Annotated in this window: 17 protein-coding genes; 12 read left to right on the top strand and 5 right to left on the bottom strand. The window is 70.7% G+C overall.

The window, feature by feature from the left end; all coding sequences use genetic code 11:
* Nucleotides 1–54: 54 nt before the first annotated feature.
* Nucleotides 55–1,743 carry a tetratricopeptide repeat protein gene (locus LXT21_RS04525; RefSeq protein WP_254036843.1) on the bottom strand — a complete coding sequence of 563 codons (1,689 nt, stop codon included), beginning with the start codon at nt 1,741–1,743 and terminating at the stop codon, nt 55–57.
* A 385-nt stretch (nt 1,744–2,128) separates the two neighbouring features.
* Between LXT21_RS04525 and LXT21_RS04520 the strand changes: the two genes are divergently transcribed.
* The gene (locus LXT21_RS04520) at nt 2,129–2,536 is read left to right on the top strand and encodes a response regulator (protein WP_254036842.1); all 408 of its coding nucleotides are present in this window, start codon (nt 2,129–2,131) and stop codon (nt 2,534–2,536) included.
* Nucleotides 2,537–2,539: 3 nt separating this feature from the next.
* On the opposite strand, the gene LXT21_RS04515 is transcribed toward LXT21_RS04520, so the two are convergent.
* Nucleotides 2,540–2,866, bottom strand: a complete 327-nt coding sequence (locus tag LXT21_RS04515; RefSeq protein ID WP_254036841.1) for a PilZ domain-containing protein — start codon at nt 2,864–2,866, stop codon at nt 2,540–2,542.
* A 207-nt stretch (nt 2,867–3,073) separates the two neighbouring features.
* Between LXT21_RS04515 and LXT21_RS04510 the strand changes: the two genes are divergently transcribed.
* The 11 genes from LXT21_RS04510 to LXT21_RS04460 all read left to right on the top strand — a co-directional run bounded on the left by LXT21_RS04510 (nt 3,074) and on the right by LXT21_RS04460 (nt 11,992).
* Nucleotides 3,074–3,553, top strand: coding sequence for a hypothetical protein (locus LXT21_RS04510; protein WP_254036840.1), 480 nt, complete (start codon nt 3,074–3,076; stop codon nt 3,551–3,553).
* Nucleotides 3,554–3,568: 15 nt separating this feature from the next.
* Nucleotides 3,569–4,051, top strand: a complete 483-nt coding sequence (locus tag LXT21_RS04505) for an ATP-dependent helicase HrpB (RefSeq protein WP_254036839.1) — start codon at nt 3,569–3,571, stop codon at nt 4,049–4,051.
* An 8-nt stretch (nt 4,052–4,059) separates the two neighbouring features.
* On the top strand, nt 4,060–4,863 hold the full coding sequence (locus tag LXT21_RS04500; protein ID WP_254036838.1) for a flagellar M-ring protein FliF: 804 nt from the start codon (nt 4,060–4,062) through the stop codon (nt 4,861–4,863).
* Nucleotides 4,864–4,932: 69 nt separating this feature from the next.
* A complete protein-coding gene (locus tag LXT21_RS04495; protein WP_254036837.1) occupies nt 4,933–5,361 on the top strand; it encodes a hypothetical protein in 429 nt (142 codons plus the stop codon).
* A 152-nt stretch (nt 5,362–5,513) separates the two neighbouring features.
* On the top strand, nt 5,514–6,662 hold the full coding sequence (locus tag LXT21_RS04490; RefSeq protein WP_254036836.1) for a FliM/FliN family flagellar motor switch protein: 1,149 nt from the start codon (nt 5,514–5,516) through the stop codon (nt 6,660–6,662).
* An 8-nt stretch (nt 6,663–6,670) separates the two neighbouring features.
* Nucleotides 6,671–7,087, top strand: a complete 417-nt coding sequence (locus tag LXT21_RS04485; protein WP_254036835.1) for a flagellar biosynthetic protein FliO — start codon at nt 6,671–6,673, stop codon at nt 7,085–7,087.
* On the top strand, nt 7,084–7,809 hold the full coding sequence (gene sctR, locus LXT21_RS04480; RefSeq protein ID WP_254036834.1) for a type III secretion system export apparatus subunit SctR: 726 nt from the start codon (nt 7,084–7,086) through the stop codon (nt 7,807–7,809). The genes LXT21_RS04485 and sctR overlap by 4 nt, the downstream gene beginning before the upstream one ends.
* 4 nt (nt 7,810–7,813) lie before the next feature.
* Entirely contained in the window at nt 7,814–8,083 is a 270-nt protein-coding gene (locus tag LXT21_RS04475) for a flagellar biosynthetic protein FliQ (RefSeq protein WP_254036833.1), read from the top strand.
* Nucleotides 8,080–8,874, top strand: a complete 795-nt coding sequence (locus LXT21_RS04470; protein WP_254036832.1) for an EscT/YscT/HrcT family type III secretion system export apparatus protein — start codon at nt 8,080–8,082, stop codon at nt 8,872–8,874. The genes LXT21_RS04475 and LXT21_RS04470 overlap by 4 nt, the downstream gene beginning before the upstream one ends.
* Nucleotides 8,871–9,920: an EscU/YscU/HrcU family type III secretion system export apparatus switch protein gene (locus LXT21_RS04465; RefSeq protein ID WP_254036831.1), complete on the top strand. Its 1,050-nt coding sequence runs from the start codon at nt 8,871–8,873 to the stop codon at nt 9,918–9,920. Before LXT21_RS04470 ends, LXT21_RS04465 begins: the two co-directional genes overlap by 4 nt.
* Complete coding sequence (locus LXT21_RS04460; protein WP_254036830.1) at nt 9,917–11,992, top strand: flagellar biosynthesis protein FlhA; 2,076 nt, start codon at nt 9,917–9,919, stop codon at nt 11,990–11,992. Before LXT21_RS04465 ends, LXT21_RS04460 begins: the two co-directional genes overlap by 4 nt.
* 7 nt (nt 11,993–11,999) lie before the next feature.
* Here LXT21_RS04460 and LXT21_RS04455 read toward each other — a convergent pair whose 3' ends face one another.
* The 3 genes from LXT21_RS04455 to LXT21_RS04445 form a co-directional block, all read right to left on the bottom strand.
* Nucleotides 12,000–12,350 carry an HU family DNA-binding protein gene (locus tag LXT21_RS04455; RefSeq protein WP_046715538.1) on the bottom strand — a complete coding sequence of 117 codons (351 nt, stop codon included), beginning with the start codon at nt 12,348–12,350 and terminating at the stop codon, nt 12,000–12,002.
* Nucleotides 12,351–12,475: 125 nt separating this feature from the next.
* Nucleotides 12,476–13,780 (bottom strand): YhjD/YihY/BrkB family envelope integrity protein, encoded by a 1,305-nt coding sequence (locus LXT21_RS04450; protein WP_254036829.1) that lies wholly within the window; start codon nt 13,778–13,780, stop codon nt 12,476–12,478.
* Nucleotides 13,781–14,481: 701 nt separating this feature from the next.
* The gene (locus LXT21_RS04445; RefSeq protein WP_254036828.1) at nt 14,482–17,424 is read right to left on the bottom strand and encodes an Rne/Rng family ribonuclease; all 2,943 of its coding nucleotides are present in this window, start codon (nt 17,422–17,424) and stop codon (nt 14,482–14,484) included.
* Between the last annotated feature and the right edge of the window lie 98 nt (nt 17,425–17,522).

Genomic DNA, 17,522 nt, shown 5'->3' with positions numbered 1-17,522 from the left:
GCCTGCTGGAGGCGAGCGCCGAGCGGAGGTCCGAGGTGCTGAGCGGCGCAAACCTCAGCCGCGTCTGCCGGTGAGTCGGGCGAGGAGACCGGGCTTGCGCTCCTTGCGCTGGCCGGCGCTGGCCGCGGAGAGCGCCGCGACCTTCAGCAGGTTCTGTTGGAAGACGGTGTTGCCCGGCTCCAGCTCCACGGCGCGTTCCAGCAGCCGCGCCGCCTGCGCGTAGTCCTTGCGCTGATGGACGAGGATGAGGGCCAGCTTGCTGTGGAGCGCGGCGGCATCGGGGGCGCGGTCGATGGCCTTGGTGAGGACCTCGATGGCGCGCTCCACGTGTCCGGCGCGCTCCAGACGCACGGCGCGCTGGAGGAGGTCCTCGGGAGAATGAGGGGCCACGCCGGGGAGCGGCGCGTCCAGGGGCATCGAGGGCCGCTGGGAGCGCGTGGCGTGCTCGGCGGGCGCGGGCGCCACCATCCCGGGGAACGGCACGGCGGGCAGGGTGGTCGCGCCGCTGGCGGTGACGAGCGGTGGAGGTACCCGGGAGGGCTGTGCGGGAGGTTCCGGATGCACCACGCGCGAGGCGCCGCCCAACTGCGGATGTGAGCTCCTCATCGTGGGGGCTTCGTCCGAGGGGACGACAGTGCTCGGTGGGGCAGCGGCGGGTCTCGACGCGTGCAGGGGGGCCATCCCAGCGGCTGCTGGCCGTGACGCGGGCGCGGGAACCATTCCGGCGGGGCGCGGAGCATGCGCGGGCGCCGCTCCGTCGAAAGCCATGGGCCGTGATGATGAGGGTGCCGCCACTGGCGCTCCAGCGGCGACGGCCGAGCGTGGCGCTGACACGGCATCCGATTCGGAAAAGACCTCTGCCCGCGAAGCGTGCGCGGGCGCCGCTCCGTCGAAGGCTCCTGGCCGCGATGGAGGGGACACGGCCGTTCCGATGAATGCGCCCGGCCGAGAGGCCAGCGGTCGCGCCCTGCTCGCGGGCGGAGGTCGCTCCCCGAGAGCAGGGCCCGAGGCTCCACGGGGCGAGGGCGCGGCTCCGGAACGCGTGCTTTGAGCGGGCTCGTCATGCGAGGGCGTGTTCGGGGGCCTGTCGCGTCGGGTCGGACGGTCCTCGACGGGCTCCTCGTCACCGAGCGCCAGGGGCGTCAGGCCATCCTCGTCACCCAGGGCCATCAGCATCATGGGGGACTCACCCGAGAGGGTGGGGACCTCCTCGTCCCGGAGGGTGAACGGCTCTTCCTCCTCGTCCGCGCCGAGCGCCGCGGGCTCCAGGAACTCGGAGCCGTCGAGCACGGGCATCTCGGCCGTGAGGCTGCGCTTCGGTGGCGCAGTGGGCTCGCGCCGCAGCTCCACGACGCCGCGCTCCAGCAGGGCCTTGAGGACGACCTTCACCTCGATTTCAGGCAGCCGCGCCGCGAGCGCGAGCTGCGGCACCGCGTGGACGCCATCGACGAACGACGCGATATGCGCCTCGAAGGGATGCAGCGGCTGCAGCGCGATATCCAACCCGGCACGCAGGCGCGGCACCGTCTGCCCATCCATGGGGATGGTGAAGCGCGCGGTGGCCAGGTCATGGGCCGCGGGCTTCTGCGGCGGCGGCCGGGGCAGCTCCATGGTCCGGGTGCGCTGGGGCGGAGAGAGCATGGCCCGGACGATGGTGGGCTCGGTGATGACGTACTCCCCGCTGGCCTGCTCCGGGTCCAGGAGCAACCCACAGTGCTCACACTGGAAGTCGTCTCGCCCCACCGTGCCTCGGCACTCAGGACATTCTAGTTTTGCCGCCATTTCAGGCTCATCATAGCGCTCCGGGACAACGGAGAACCGAAGCCCTGGAGGGAGGGGCGTGGGGGAGGTGACCTGGTGGGGTGGAATTCCGAGAGGAGCGGGTGGCCCAGGGGGCCTGCTGGTCCGGGGAGCGGTCCGCTGGGCGGGGCTCGGACACGAGGTACGGATTTCCCCGTGAATCCGAGGCAGACATGTCGGATGCGTGGTGCTCCACACAAATGAATGGCAACCCTGGTGCGCGTGGTATCGGCGGGGCTATACCGCGCGCGGCAGGTGGCACCGGAAGTGGGGGTGGCGTGCCCGCGAGTCATCGCCCTCGAGTCGTCCAGCATCGCGCCGGAGAAACATGGTTGGCATGTCCCAGGCACCCTTTCACATCCTGCTCGTGGAAGATGAACCCGTCATCCGGGAGCTGGTGCGCTCGATGTTGAGCGACGGCACGGTGGACGTGGTGTGCGCGGCCAACGGGCTGGAGGGGCTGAAGCTGGCGCGCAGCCGCACCTTCCACCTCATCCTGATGGACGTCGTCCTGCCGCAGCTCGACGGCATCTCCGCGTGTCGCATCCTGAAGAGCGACCCCGTCACGGCGACGGTGCCGCTCTACATGCTCACCGCGAAGGCGAAGAAGTCGGACATGGAGAGCGCCACGCTGGCGGGCGCGGACGGCTACATCCACAAGCCCTTCCGAGGCGCGGAACTGATGGCGCTGGTGGAGCGGCTGCGCACGGCGGCGCCCCGCTCGGAGCCGGCCTGAGCTTCAGGGCAGGCGCGGGTGGAGGAAGCGCGCCAGGGCGATGAGGTCGTCCCAGTCCAGCTCGCCGAACTCCAGCGCCACGCCGTTCGCCTCGCGGCGGCGGATGGTGCAGGTGGTGACGATTTCGCGGTCCCCCGGCAGCGGCAGGGCCAGCGTGAGCTGACGCTGCGAGTCGCCCGGGTGGGCGAGCAGGAACAGGCCCGCCATGGACACGTCGCGGGCACGGACCATGACGGCGCGTCCCGGCAGGAGCACCTTCACGGCGATGTCCGCCTCGACGCGCGGGTGGAAGCGCTCGGCGATAGGGGGGCCACCATTGGAAGTCTGCATCTGCTCCTCCGCGTGCGACAGGGTGCGACAACTCTGAGGCACTTGGCGTGCGAGGCAAGTTTCCGTCCCGTCCGCCCATCTCATCGTCTGGACGCTCTTCCCGGTGGATGGAGCCCGGTGGGCGCCGAGACAGGCGGGATTGCTCGGGATTTCTCCTGGCATGGGCCCTGAACAGGGGCCTCCGGCACCCATCGCCGGAGGTCTTGCTTGGAACCGAGTCAGCGCAGCCCGTACCTGTTGAGCACCACCCACACCCTTCCCCGGCAGACGCCGCGCAACGACTTCGGGACGGTGCTGGCGCACGCGGCGCACACCGTCGTGAACAAGGGGGCGGGCGTGGTGGGCGGGATGATTCCGACCGGCGCCATCCTGAGCGCGGCGGTCTCCAGCACGAAGCTGGCGGTGGCGCAGGTGGCGCCCATGAAGACGTCCGACTTCGCGTCCACGGCGTCGACGTCCTCGGCGAGCGCGTCGATGGGCACGGGCGGCACGTCGACGGGGAGCACGGACGCGTGGGAGCTGTTGAACGCGCAGAAGGCGCTCAGCGAGGAGGGCCAGAAGTTCAACGCGGCCTATCTCCACCTGCAGAACGAGATGCAGCGCGAGAGCCGGGAGCACAACGCGGTCTCCAACATCATGAAGGTCCGCCACGACTCGGCGAAGGCCGCCATCAACAACATCCGCTGAAAGGGCACGGCAGCCATGAGCGTGGACAAAGTGGGCGCCGTGGGGAGCCCGGGCCTGTCGCCCGTGGAGCCCGGGCGCGAGCGGTTCGGACAAGTGTTGGAGGGGGCCAGGAGTCCCGGGCGGAGCGAAGGGCCGCCCGTGTCGGTGGAGGGTTCGACGCGCCCGGCGGGCGAGGCCTCCGCGGGTGTGGTCCGCGCAGAGGGCACGGGGGCGCGGGCTTCCGCGGGTTGCGCGCGGGCGCAGGCGGGCGAGCGGGTGGACTCGGTCCAGTCGGCGCGGGAGCAGCAGGCCGCGCAGGTGATGGAGCGCGTGGGGCAGGCGCAGAAGCGACTGGACCACATCATGGGGCTGGCGGAGTCGGGCCGGGACTTCTCGTCGGCGGAGCTGCTGTCACTGCAGGCGCAGGTCTATCGGGCGAGCCAGGAGATCGACCTCGCCGGCAAGGTCGTCGAGAAGGCGACCGGTGGCGTCAAGCAGGTCCTCCAGACGCAGGTTTGAGCACGGCCATGTCATCGATTTCCCGAAGGTGGCTCGCCCTCCTGTTGCTCCTGGGGACGGCGGGTTGTCGAGAGCGCATCCAGCAGGGGTTGGATGAACGGCAGGCGAACGAGCTCCAGACGGTGCTCATCCAGCGGGGGGTGGAGGCGCGCAAGGTCCTGGATGCGGGCAAGAAGCCCTCGTGGTCCATCGAAGTCGCGGGTGACCAGTCGACGGAGGCGGTGAGGGTGCTCGCGGAGCTGGGGTTGCCGAGGCCCGCGGCGGAGGTGGGCTGCGACGTCTTCGGTGGGAGCGGGCTGGTGCGCACGCCCACGGAAGAGGGGCTGTGTCGCGTGCGCGTGCTGGAGCGGGGCTTGGAGAAGACGCTCCAGTCCATGGAGGGGGTGCTGCTGGCGAGAGTCCATCTGGTGGTTCCCCCGCCGCCGCGTCCGGGTGTCGCGCCCACGCCGTCGAAAGCGTCGGCGATGGTGCGGGTGATGCCCGGCCAGGCGGCGAGGGTGCGGCAGGGTTCGGATGTCCTGAAGGCGCTCGTGGCCGGAGGCGTGGAGGGGTTGTCCACGGAGTCGGTGTCGCTGTTGGTGGACGAGGTGCCCGCGAGGGGCGAGGTGGCCGCGGCGCAAGGACTGTCCTCGCCGCTCCGGCTGCGGGTGTTGCTCGCGGTGCTCGGTGTGTTGGTGACGGGACTGTCGGGAGCCCTCGTCTGGGTGGCGCTGCGGATGAGGCACTTCCGCGAGCTGAGCGCGACGCCCGTGATTCCGCCCGTGCCCGCGCGGCCCGTGTTGTCGCCGGGTGCGGCGCGCAAGGTCGCCTGAGAGGGGCTCGACATGGAAGCGACACGGGTAGGGCGGGTCCGGCGTGCGGCACGGAAGGAGGAGGTGCCCGTGGCGCCACCTCCGCCGCCCGTGGACGTGGAGGCCACGGTGTACCGCCCGCTCCTGGTGGTTCCCCTGGAGCGGTACGCGCTGGTGGCGTGGGTGCTCGGACGGGAGCGCGCGGGGGAACTCTTGGAGGGGCTGGGAACAGGGGCGATGCGGCGCGCGAAGGTGCACCTGCGGAACTTGTCGGCGATGCCCTCGGCGCAGCGGCAGGCGAAGGTGGCGATGGAGTTCGGTGAACGGGCCGACGCCGCCGCGAGACTGAAGGCCTTGATGGAGGAGGCGCCGGAGTCGCTTCGCAAGGAGGTGTTCCGGCGTCTGCCGCCCTATCACCGCACCCTGTTCCCCGGGAGAGTGGTGGAGCCGGTGGACCCGTTGGCTCCGCCCCTGCTGACTTCACTGGCCGAGCGGCTCATTCGAGAAGCCACGCGCTGACGTCCGTCGCCTGTCCGTCCTGTTCTCCGTACCGGGCATCCCGAGCCCGGATTCTCACGCCTTCCAACTCCGCGACATCACGACACGGCCTCCTGGCGGGGGCCGTGCACGAGAGGGGTGCGTCGTCTCACTCCCCCCGAGAGCCTTCTTCGATGAACCTGGACACCGAACCGTCGATTTCACCCGAGCCGCGCAGACTGCGCCGGCTGGGGGCACGCAGGATGAGCCGGGCGCACCTCGTGCTCGCCGCGCGTCCCCGTGTCGCGAACCAGGGGCGGCAGGCGCTGGGGGACATCTGCGAGGCGCTCGGTCGCGAGTTGGGGTGTCCCGTGACAGCCGAGGCCCGGTTGCTGGATGCGGTGGTCTCTCCGCTCGGCGGGCTGATGCGGCCGGCGGTCTTCGTCCTGCTGGAGCTGTCGGCGGTGGGCAGCGTGGCGGTGCTGGAGCTGGAGCCCGCGCTGGCCATCGCGGTGCTGGAGCGCATCGCGGGTTCGGGCGGCCGGTCGGGTGTGGTGACGGAGCTGTCCCGGCTGGAGGACGCGACGCTGGCGTACCTGGTGCTGGTGGGACTCTCGGCGGTGCGCGCCCGTTCGGAGCTGTACCCGGTGCTGGCGCCGCGCCTGGTCGCGCTGACGATGCGGGGCGAGGACATCACGGCCCGGCTGAGAGGCCGACAGCCGCTGGTGGGCGTGGAGCTGCGTGTCACGGTGGGGCAGGTGAGCGCGGGGGCCCGGTTGTTGCTGCCGGCGCCGCTGCTGCAGAGCGTGTTCCTGGAGTACCCGGTGGAGCGTGGCGCGGGTGTCGCGCCCGAGGTGCTCGCCGCATCGCTCGAGCTGAGGTGTCTGGTGGGGCGCATGCCGCTCTCCCCCCAGGCGCTGGACGCGCTCGCGGTGGGGGACGTGGTGGTCTTCGAGGGAGTGCGCCGTGAGGAAGCGCGCCTCCTGGGAGACGGACGGCTGGTGGGCCGTGGCTTCTCGCTCGCGGGGACGTTCCAGCCCCAGGGCTTCTGTCTGACGCGCGCGCAAATCCGCGCGCCTTTCCCGGAGTCGAACATGCCGTCATCGAATGAACGCAGCAGCGACGCAATGCCCCCGCTCCCCGTGGACGTGGAGGTGGAGCTGACGCGGGTGCTCGTTCCGCTCTCGGAGCTGGCGGCGTTGAGGGCGGGCGTGGTGCTGCCGCTGCACATCAACGCGAGCACGCCGGTGTTGTTGCGCGTGGGGGACCGGGTGGTGGCGCGCGCCGAGCTGGTGGACATCGAGGGTGAGGTCGGCGCCCGCATCCTGGCCCTGCTGCCGTGAGCGCGCCCATGAATGCCCGTCGGTTCTCGTTCTCCCCGCGCGCTCGCTTGCAGGTCGCGACGCTCCTGGTGCTCGCGCTGGCCTTGTTGGGGCCGATGGGAGGGATGTCCATGGTCTCGGTGGCCCGCTGCGTGTTGCTCGTGGGGGCGCTGGGTGGGCTTGGCTGGTGGTGGTGGCGACGGGGCGTGAGGGGCACGAGCGCGGCGAGCCTCGAGCGCTTGAAGGTCGTCTCGCGGGCGGGGTTGTCGCCGAGGTGTGGCCTCGCGCTGGTGGAGGTGGAGGGGCGCGACTTCCTGGTGACCTTTGGTGATGCGTTCGCGCACGTGCATGCGCTGCCCGAGCGGAGACAGGCGGCTCCTTTCGTCCTGGCCCCAGCCCGTCGGCCTCGTCCGGGGCGCGGGATGCGCAGGGGGATGCGGTCATGAGCAGCGGACTGGGGTGGCTCGTGCCGGTGGTCGCCGCGGTGTCCCCGGAAGGGATTCTCGGTCAGCAGTCCTATGCGGGAAGCCCGCTGTCGATGATGGGGATGCTCGCGCTGATGTCTCTCTTGCCGTTCGCGGTGCTGATGCTGACGAGCTTCTCGAAAATCGCGGTGGTGTTGTCGCTGGCGCGCTCGGCCATGGGGACGCAGCAGGCGCCGCCGACGTTGGTGCTGACGGGGCTGGCGGCGGTGCTGACGGGTCACATCATGGCCTCGGTGATGGAGCGGATGTTCGACGCGGGGCAGCTCGCCTATCAGGAGCTCGAGTCCGGCTCCGGCACGCGGATTCTCGACTCGGCGGCCCGGGTGGCGCAGCCCCTGCGCGAGTTCCTGGTGAAGCACGGCAGCGCCGAGGAGCGGGCCCGCTTCGTGGACCTGGCGCGCGAGCTTCGGCCGCCGGAGGAGGCGGAGGTGGTCCAGGAGACGGACCTCTTCGTCATCATCCCCGCCTTCGTCATCACCGAGCTGAAGGAGGCCTTCCAGATTGGCTTCCTCGTCTTCCTCCCGTTCCTGGTGCTCGACATGGTCATCGCCAACGTGTTGCTCGCGCTGGGGATGCAGACGCTGTCTCCGAGCCAGGTGAGCCTGCCCTTCAAGATCCTCCTCTTCGTGGCCGTGGATGGCTGGTCGCTGCTCGCGCGCGGCCTCATCCTCGGATACCGGTGACGCGATGACCCAGGACCTGTTGCTGTCGCTGGGCCGTGAGGCCTTGTTGTTGATGGTGCTCGCGTCGCTGCCGCCTGTCGGGGCCAGCCTGCTGGTGGGCCTCCTGTCGGGACTCTTCCAGGCCACGACGCAACTGCAGGAGAGCACGCTGTCGGTGGTGCCCAAGCTGTGCGCGGCGGTGATGGCCCTGGTGCTCGCGGGGCCGTGGATCGCCGCCCAGCTCACGCGCTTCACCATTCAGCTCTTGACGCTCATCGCCGAGGTCTCGCTATGAACCTTGAGCTGGTTCGCTCGTCGCTGGAGACGCTCGGGCCGGACGCCGCCGTGGTGGCACTGTGCTGCGCGCGGCTCGTGCCCGTGGCCTTCCTGTGTCCCGTGTTGGGGGGGCAGGCCACTCCGCCGACGGTTCGGCTGGGGCTGGTGCTGTCGCTGGCGTTGTTCCTCCGGGTGGAGGGAGGCGTGGGGCTGCCGGCGCCGGTGACGTCGTCATGGATGCTGGCGGGCTGGCTGCTGCGGGAGCTGGCCTATGGCGTGTCGGTGGGGATGGTCTCCGCGTTGCCGTTCGACGCCGCGCGGATGGGGGGAAGGTTCATCGACCTGTTGAGAGGCACGTCCGCGGAGGCGAGCCTGCCGGTGTCGGGGAGCCGCGAGTCCGCCACGGGCGAAGGGCTGCACCAACTGCTGCTGGGGTTGGTGATGTCGGGAGCGGTGGCGCCGCTGGTGTTCGGCGCCTGGGTGCGTGGATTCGGCGTGGTGGGGCTGGGCGCGTTCGTGCCGACGGAGGCCGCGACGCTGCACGTCGTCGTGCTCGCGGGAGGGGCGCTGGCCACGGGCCTGGCGGTGGGCGCGCCGATGGCGGCGGCGATGTTGACGGCGGATTGCTTCCTGGCGATGGCGTCGCGCGCGGCGCCGCAGCTGAACCTGCAGGAGCTGGGGGCGCCGCTGCGCATCCTGGGAGGCGGCGCGGTGTTGTGGCTGGGGACGGGCGTGTTGTGTGAGCGATTGCTGGCGGAGGTCGTCTCCACGGGTGGGGCCCTCTCGGTGTTGGGGGCGCTGGCGCGATGAGCGGAGAGAAGACGGAGCAGCCCTCCGCGAAACGTCTGCGCGAGGCTCGTCGCAAGGGACAGATTCCACGCAGCCGATTGTTGTCCTCCAGCGCGGTGACGTTGGGAGGCGTGCTCGGCTTCATGGCGGGCTCGGTGCCTCAGGTGGCGCGGCTCCAGGAGTGGACGGCGCGGTTGTTCCTCGAGCAGCAGGGGGTGGGCGCCTGGGAAGAGGGGCTCTGGATTTTCATGGGCATGAGCGGGCCCGTGCTCGGAGGCGCGCTGGTCGCGTCGCTGGGCGTCAGCGTGGCCACCGTGGGGTTCGAGATGAATCCCGAGCACGTGGCACCCCAGTGGGAGCGCGTCAGCCCCGCGGCCGGGATGAAGCGGCTGTTCAGCGTGAAGCCGTGGATGGAGCTGGGCAAGGCGCTGGTCGTGGTGGCCGTGGTGGCGATGTTCGTCTGGGGCGAGGTGGAGGAGTTGGGGCCGGAGGTGCTGCGGAGCGCGTGGCTCTCGGGGAGCGAGGGGCTGCCGCGCATGCTCGAACGCATCGAGGGGCTGGTGCACAGCCTGGCCTGGGTGCTGGTGATGTTGGGCGTGGGGGACTACCTGCTCGCCAGACGGAGCCACTTTCGAGAGCTGCGGATGAGCCGAGAGGAGCTCAAGCGCGAGCACAAGGAGAGCGAGGGGGACCCACGCCACAAGGGACAGCGCAAGGCGTTGCACCGGCAGCTCGCGCAGGGCGGCCCGGCGCGGGGCGTGGCCCGGGCCACCGCCGTGGTCGTCAATCCCACGCATCTCGCGGTGGCGCTCCGTTACGACACCCAGGAGTGCGAGGCGCCCTACCTCGTCGCGAAGGCGCGTGAGGAGGAGGCGCTCGCGCTCCGTGAGGAGGCGCGCCGGCTCGGAATCCCCGTGGTGCGGGACGTGCCGCTGGCGCGAAGCCTCATCCACTACGACCTGGGGGAGCCCATCCCCGAGGAGCTGTACCAGGCGGCGGCGGTCGTCCTTCGCACGGCGATGGAAGCGCGGGACTCGGACGAATCATCTCGGAGACGGACTTCATGAAGGCCCTGACGTCGTGGTTGTCGAAGGTGAAGAGCTCATCGGACCTGGTGCTCGCGGTGGCGATGGCCGCCGTGTTGGGCGCGCTCATCATCCCCCTGCCGGCATGGCTGCTGGACGTGGGCCTGGCGGTGAACCTGGCTGCGGGGGTGGCGCTGCTGGTGGCGGCGCTGCGCGCGAAGGACGCGCTGAAGGTGACGTCCTTCCCGACGTTGTTGTTGTTCACCACGTTGTTCCGACTGGCGCTCAATGTCTCGTCCACGCGGCTGGCGCTCTCGGAGGGACACGCGGGCGACGTCATCCAGGCGTTCGGCGAGTTCGTGGTGCAGGGGGACTACGTGGTCGGCGGCGTGGTGTTCGCCATCCTCTCGCTGGTGCAGTTCCTGGTGGTGGCGAAGGGCGCGGAGCGGGTCGCCGAGGTGTCCGCCCGGTTCACCCTGGACGCGATGCCGGGCAAGCAGATGTCCATCGACGCGGACCTGCGCGCCGGGGCCATCGACCAGGCACAGGCTCGCAAGCGCAGGAGGGATTTGGAGCGCGAGTCGCAGATGTTCGGCGCGATGGACGGCGCGATGAAGTTCGTGAAGGGCGACGTCATCGCGGGCCTCGTCATCGTCGCGGTGAACCTGCTTGGGGGCTCGCTCATCGGGGTGTTGCAGGGCGGGCTGTCGCTCTCCGAGGCGGCGGCGACGTTCGCGCTCATCGCCATCGGTGACGGGCTCGTGTCTCAGGTGCCGTCGCTCTGCATCACCGTGGCGGCGGGGCTCGTCGTCACGAGGGTGGCGTCGGAGCGGGAGGAGGACTCGCTGGGCGCGGAGATTGGATCACAGTTCTTCGGTGAGGCCCGGACGCTCTGGGTCGTCGCGGGACTGTGCGGCGTCCTCGCGTTGATGCCGGGCATGCCGCACCTGACGTTCCTGGTGCTGGCGGCGGCCCTGGCGGGGCTCGGGTACGCCCTGTCGCGTGGCGCGGCCCGTCCGGTGGCGGCGGCAGGCGAGTCGGACGCGTCGGGCGAGAAGGTGGGGGCTTCCGGGAAGGAGGCGGCTCCTCCGATGAGCGCGGGGCTTGCGGTGGGGGTGTCTCCACTCACCTTGGACCTCGCGCCGGACCTGACGGTGCTGACGCAGTCTTCCGGGGGCGCGTTCGTGCACGAACAGCTCAACGCGGTCCGTGACGAGCTCTTCTTCGAACTGGGCGTCCGGGTCCCCGGTATCCGCGTGAGGACCCAGGCCGCCTATCTGTCCCCGGGGGAGTATCGAATCCTGGTGGACGAGGTCCCCGCGGGCGGCGGGCAGCTCACCCCGGGTGTGCTCTATGCGCTGGCGCCTCCGGACGAACTCGCGTTCCTCCAGGTGAAGGCGGAGCCGGCGGTGGAGCCCGCGACGGGGAGGAGCATCAGCCGGATTCCGGAGTCGGGCAGGGGCCCGGTGGAGCTCGCCCAGGTCCAGGTGCTGCGCCCCGAGGCGCTGCTGGCCGAGCACCTGCGTTGCGTGCTGCGGAGCCGGGCGGCGGAGTTGTTGGGGCTCCAGGATGTCCAGGGGCTCCTGGAGGGGATGGAGCCGCGTGCGCCGATGCTGGTGAAGGAGGCGCTCCAGAAGGTGCCGTTGCCGCTGCTGACGGACGTGCTGCGCAAGCTGCTCCAGGAGGGGGTGAGCATCCGGGACTTGAGGGCCATCCTGGAAGCGCTCGTGTCACCCACCACCGAGGGGGACGCCGCCGCGCTCGCGGAGCGCTGCCGTCAGGCCCTGCGTCGCTACCTCAGCCACAAGTTCGCGCCCACGGGGCCGCTGTATGCCTACCTGGTGGACCCCGAGGTGGAGGAGGTTCTGCGGGCGGCTGGGCCGAGGGGGCTCGCGCCGGACCCGGAGCGGGTGGCGGAAATCCTGGAGGGGGTGCGTCAGGTCGCGACGGGCGGGAAGGCCGTGCTGCTCACCGCGCCGGATGTGCGCAGGTCACTGCGCAGGCTGTGCGAGGGGGCGTTCCCGGACGTGGCGGTGCTCACCTATGGCGAGCTGGATGGCGCCCTGCAGATTCGTCCCATCGGTCGGCTGTCGCCGGTGTCCCATGGGATGTGACGGTGGGTCAGAGGCCGGTGCCGGTGCTGCCGGGGCCCTTGCTCTCGGGGGAGGCGAGGTCCGCCTGGGCCTGCTGGGGCGCGGGGCGGTTGACCCGGTCCCTGAGCTCCTTGCCCGTGCGGAAGAGCAGTCCCCGCTTGGGCTTCACCGGGATGACCTGACCCGTCTTCGGGTTGCGGCCCTGGTAGCCCTGGTAGTTCTTCACGTGGAAGGCACCGAGGCCGCGAATCTCGATGTTCTCGCCGCGACAGAGGGCATCCTTCATCGACTCGAAAATCGTCTCGATGGTGGCCTCAGCCTGCTTCTGCGTCACGCCCCGCTTGGCCACGAGGATGTTGATCAGATCGGACTTGAGCATCGGACGCTCCCGCAAACCCGGTGACCCCTTCGCAACAGGGCACTCTGGCCCGTGGTCGAATCAGGAAAACATAACAGAACGCGCCGGCACTGCAAGCAGGGTGGACTCCCAACCACCTAGAAACTTTACGGATTTCCGCTGGCTGCCACTCGGGGGGGAGGCGAGGGGGCCTCCTGGGCGACTTCAGGCCGCAGGGGGGCCACCAGGTCGGTCCATCGCGTGCGCCGCAGGCGCTCGACGCCGAGGCAGTCCGCCTCCTGGAAGAAGTGCTCCACCTGCTCGAAGCCGGTGGCCTTGGGGCCGTCCCAGGTGTCCGCCCCGCCGGAGATCATCACCCCGTGCACCGCGAGGGTGGTGTCGGCGAGGGTGAGGGAGGCGGGGTCCCTGGCGGGCCTCAATCCGCCCCGGCGCAGGCGCTCCAGGAGGCCCGCGGTGACCATGCGGTCGACCACCTCGTGGACGAGCGACTCGGGGACGCGAAGCCGGGTCGCCAGCACCCGGGGCGTGGGAGCCGGGCCTCCGTCCACCCACGTCAGCGTCGTCTCCTGGGCGATGCGTGAGGCGACCAGCTCATGGGCCCGGGGGTGGGTGCCGAAGGCGAAGAGGGAGTCGCGGAAGGCGGTGTGCTCGACGGCGTAGGAGAGCCGGGCCCCGAAGAGGAGCACGAGCCAGCTGACGTAGACCCAGGCGAGGAAGAGGGGCAGGGCGCTCAGCGAGGCGTAGAGCAGGTTGTAGCGGAAGCTGCGCGCGGCGAACTCGGCGTAGACCGACTTGGCCACGATCCACCCGAGGCCCGCGACGAGTCCCCCCGCGAGGGCGGAGCGCACCCGGACATGGGCGTAGGGGGTCCAGAAGTAGAGCAGCGTCAGGCCCACGACGGCGATGAGGGTGGTGCCGAGCGCGATGAGGACGCTCGCGAAGGGCAGGCTCTGGAGGACGCCGCGCACCGCCCGCGTCCCGGTGAGGGAGGCCGCGAGGAAGATGGGACCCAACAGGAGCAGGCCCGAGTAGATGAGCAGCCGGGTGCCCCAAGGGCGCTGACGGCGGATGCCCCACAGCTCGTTCACCGCGCCGTCGATGTGGCGCAGCAGGGAGCCCGCGGACAGGAGGATGGCCAGGAAGCCGACGCTTCCGATGGCCACGGAGTTGCTCTGCTCGAGGAGCTGGTTGAGCACCGCGGCGGACTTCTCCTGCACTCCCGGGGCGAGCATCTCCCGGACGACGAAGCGCAGTCGCTCCTCGAAGCGGTCCTGGTGGAACGCATTGAGCAGGACCAGGCCCACCGTCAGCAACGGCACCAGCGAGAACATGCTGATGTAGGTGAGCGCGGCGGCACGGAGTCGGAGGTTCTCTCCGCGAAAGCCCTGGGCCACGGTCCTCGCCGCGAGGAATGTGTCGGTCGCGAAGCGGCCCACCTGGGTTCCCTGCATGGGTTCCCAGACGCGCAGCGCCCAATCACGAGCGCGCTCGCGCGCGCTCCGCCACCACGACGCTGGAGTCGAGGGCGCGGCCAACCTCAGGCGCTCCTGGCCGTGCGCCAGCGCATCGCGCGATGGCAAGGGGGGCGGAGACGGCGCTGGGGTAGGACGGAGATGGGTTTCATCCGGGGCGGCTGCGGACCGGGAGGCGACGACGCTCCGCGACATGGAGTCGTAAGGCTAGCCAAACCGGCACCTCCAGGGCCAGCCCACCTCCTGTGGACACACGCCTGTCGCGCTACATCACCCGACATCCAGGAGACCTCGTGGGACCTGTGAGGCTCGAAGCAGGCCTCCCCATTGAGCGGTGGAGGAGGCGCGCGGCACCCGACACGGGACGTTGTGCGCGATTCGATGGCACCCGCGCCCACGAGCGCGCTGCTTCTGGCTCCTGGCTGAGGATTCGGGCGACGCCGAGCCAGATGGCTGAGCCCTCGGACAGAGGCGCGGACCTGGCCCCGCGCCCATTCCACTTTGCATCCGTGAAAGGGCTGCTCCAGTCCGTGTCGCCGACGAAAGGATGCTGCTGTTCCAACCCCGATGGTGGGGAAGTGGGCCGCTACGGAGCCCACTCCACCTGGCTTCCATGGGAGGGCTGATGCCGGGGTGAGAAGGGCGGTCGTCGAGACGCCGCCCCACCTCACCTCGCGGAATCAGGTGGTGCTACCGCCCGACGGCTCCGAGCCACCCTGGCCTGATGCTGGAGGCGTCGAGCCACCGCTGCCCTCGCCGCCGTTGCCTCCCGATGCGCCCTGGCTGCCACCGCGCTCGCCGCGCTCACCGCCTCGGTCACCGCGCTCGCCGCCCCGGTCACCGCGCGGACGGTCTCCGCCCCGGTCACCGCGCTCGCCCCGGTCACCGCGCTCACCACGTTCGCCGCGTTCGCCACCACGCTCACCGCCACGGTCGGCACGCTCACCGCGCTCGCCGCCTCGGTCCCCGCGCTCACCGCCTCGGTCGGCACGCTCACCGCGCTCACCGCTTCGGTCCCCGCGCTCACCGCCACGGTCGGCACGCTCGCCGCGCTCGCCGCCTCGGTCCCCACGCTCACCGCCACGGTCGGCACGCTCACCGCGCTCGCCGCCTCGGTCCCCACGCTCACCGCGCTCACCGCCACGGTCGGCACGCTCGCCGCCTCGGTCCCCGCGCTCACCACGCGGGCGGTCTCCGCCACGGTCCGGACGACGGCCGTCACGGCGGTCATCGCGCCGGTCTCCGCCGCCGCTACCACCACCACCGCCGCTGCCACCCCGGTCCCTATCGCGGTCCCTTCCGCCCCCACCACCGCCCCGGCGATTCTGGTCCTGCCGCCCGAAGCCACCGCTGTCCGGCTTGCGCTGCTGCATCGCCAGCTCGCCGTCACCCGAACCCGGGGACGAGGCCACCTTGTGCTCGGGGCCCGTCGCCGAGCGTCCGTAGATGTCGTACTGCTCGCGGTGGTAGTTCTGCTGCGCCTTGACCTGGATGGACTTGTTGTAGCGGTCCATCAGGTGCCGCAGCTCGTTGCGCTCCTCACCCTGGAGCAGGCGCGCCACTTCCGCGTTGCAGTTGATGACCAGCGTGGAGTCCTTGTAGCCCGGCGCCTCCCGGCGAATCTCCCGGAAGATCTCGTACGCCACCGTCGTCGCCGTCTTCACGAAGCCGTTGCCGTCGCAGTACGGGCAGTCCTCGTGCAGCACCCGGCCGATGGACTCGCGCACGCGCTTGCGCGTCATCTCCACGAGGCCCAGCTCGGAGATGCGCAGCACGTTCGTCTTCGCCTTGTCGCGCCCCAGCGCCTCCTGCAGCGCCTTGAAGACCTTGTCCCGGTTCTGCGCCTTCTCCATGTCGATGAAGTCGCAGATGATGATGCCGCCGATGTTGCGCAGCCGGAGCTGGTACACAATCTCCTTGGCCGCCTCGACGTTGATCTTGGTGATGGTCTCCTCGAGGCTCTTCTTGCCGACGTAGCGTCCCGAGTTGACGTCGATGGCCGTGAGCGCCTCGGCCTGATCGATGATGAGGTAGCCGCCGCTCTTCAGCCACACCTTGCGCTGGGTGGCCCGCTGCAGCTCCTGCTCGATGCCGTACGCGTCGAAGACGGTGTCGTCACCCTCGTGCAGCGCCACCCTGTCCCGCAGCGCCGGGTCCTGCGCCGTGACGAAGCCCAGGATGCGCTCGTACTCCTCGGGGTCGTCGACGACCAGCTTCTCCACGTCATGCGCGAACAGGTCACGCGTGGCGCGCAGGATGAGGTCCAGGTCCGGATGCAACAGACCGGGGCCGCCCCGCTTCTCGTTCTTGCGCACCACCTGGTTCCACACCTCGATGAGGAACCGGATGTCGCTCTCGAGCTTCTCCTGCGGAACGTTCTCCGCCACCGTGCGCACGATGAAGCCCGTGCCGGGCGGACGCAGCCGGTCCACGATTTCACGCAGCCGCCGGCGCTCCTTCTCGTTGGAGATGCGGCGGCTGATGCCCACGTGGTCCACCGTGGGCATGAACACCAGCTGACGGCCGGGAATCGAGATGTGCGAGGTGAGGCGCGCGCCCTTCGTGCCGATGGGGTCCTTGGAAATCTGGACCACCACCTCCTGGCCCACCTTCAGCAAGTCCTCGATCTTGTCCGTCCGGCGCTGCTTGACCTTCTCCTTGCCGTTGCCGTCGTCGTCGCGCTTGTCCCGGCGCTTCTCGTCCTGCTTGTGACGGCCCTTGTCCTTCTCCTTCTCCCGGCCGCGCGGCTCCCGAGCCTCCCGGGCCTCGCGCGGCGTGCGGCGCTCACCGGAGACCTCGGCGGGACGGGCCACGGCCAGCGCGCCCTCCTCACCGCCCGGCGGCGGAATCAGCTCGCTCAGCGCGGTGGCCGACGCGGGCGGCGGCTCGGGCTGCTGCTGCGCGACCTCCACGCCGTCCTCGGACACCGGTGGCTCGGGAGCGGCCTCGGCCACGGCGGGCTCCGACGCGGGGGAGGGGACCTCCACCACCGTCACCGCCACGGACGCCGTCTCCACCGAGGCCGTCGCGCCCTCCACGGACACCGACACCTCGCTGGCCACCACCGTCACGGACGGCTCGGTCTCGGACGGGGCGGCCTCGGACGTCGGCTGCGCGGCCTCGGCGGACTCCGTCCCGGACGTGACTTCCACCGACGGCGCGTTCGCCGCCAGCTCCAGGCGGGTGTCCTTCGGCAGGCCCTCGAGGTGCGCGTGGGCCTCGGCTGACGGCTCCTCGACCTCCGCCTCCGCCGCGTGCTCCACGGGGTGGTGGTGCTGCGGACCCCCGTTCCGGGCGGCGGCCTCGGCGGCCTCGGCCTCGGACTCGGTGGGGACGTCGGGCGCGTCCTCGTGCTCGCCCTCGGTCAGCTCGAACTGCGCCCGGGCGAAGTCCGGGTCGTAGACGACGTCGCTGACGTAGAGGAACGCGGCCTTCTCCAGGCCGATGTCCACGAAGGCCGCCTGCATGCCGGGCAGCACCCGGACCACACGGCCTTTGTAGATGTTGCCGACGACGCCCTTGTCCTTCTTACGCTCGAGATAGAACTCCGCGATGTGCCCGTTCTCGACGAGCGCCACGCGAGTCTCCCGACCCGCGGCGTTGATGACGAGGATGCTGCTCATGGACGAATCCTGGACGCGCGCGCGGTAGGGCGGACCTCACCGGACGGGAGGCGGCAAGACGCCGCGCCTGCGTGCACGCTGCGAAAGGAGAGGCGGCC

The organism is Myxococcus guangdongensis, assembly GCF_024198255.1.
Taxonomy (GTDB): domain Bacteria; phylum Myxococcota; class Myxococcia; order Myxococcales; family Myxococcaceae; genus Myxococcus; species Myxococcus guangdongensis.
This window is presented reverse-complemented; position numbering and strand designations above follow the sequence as displayed.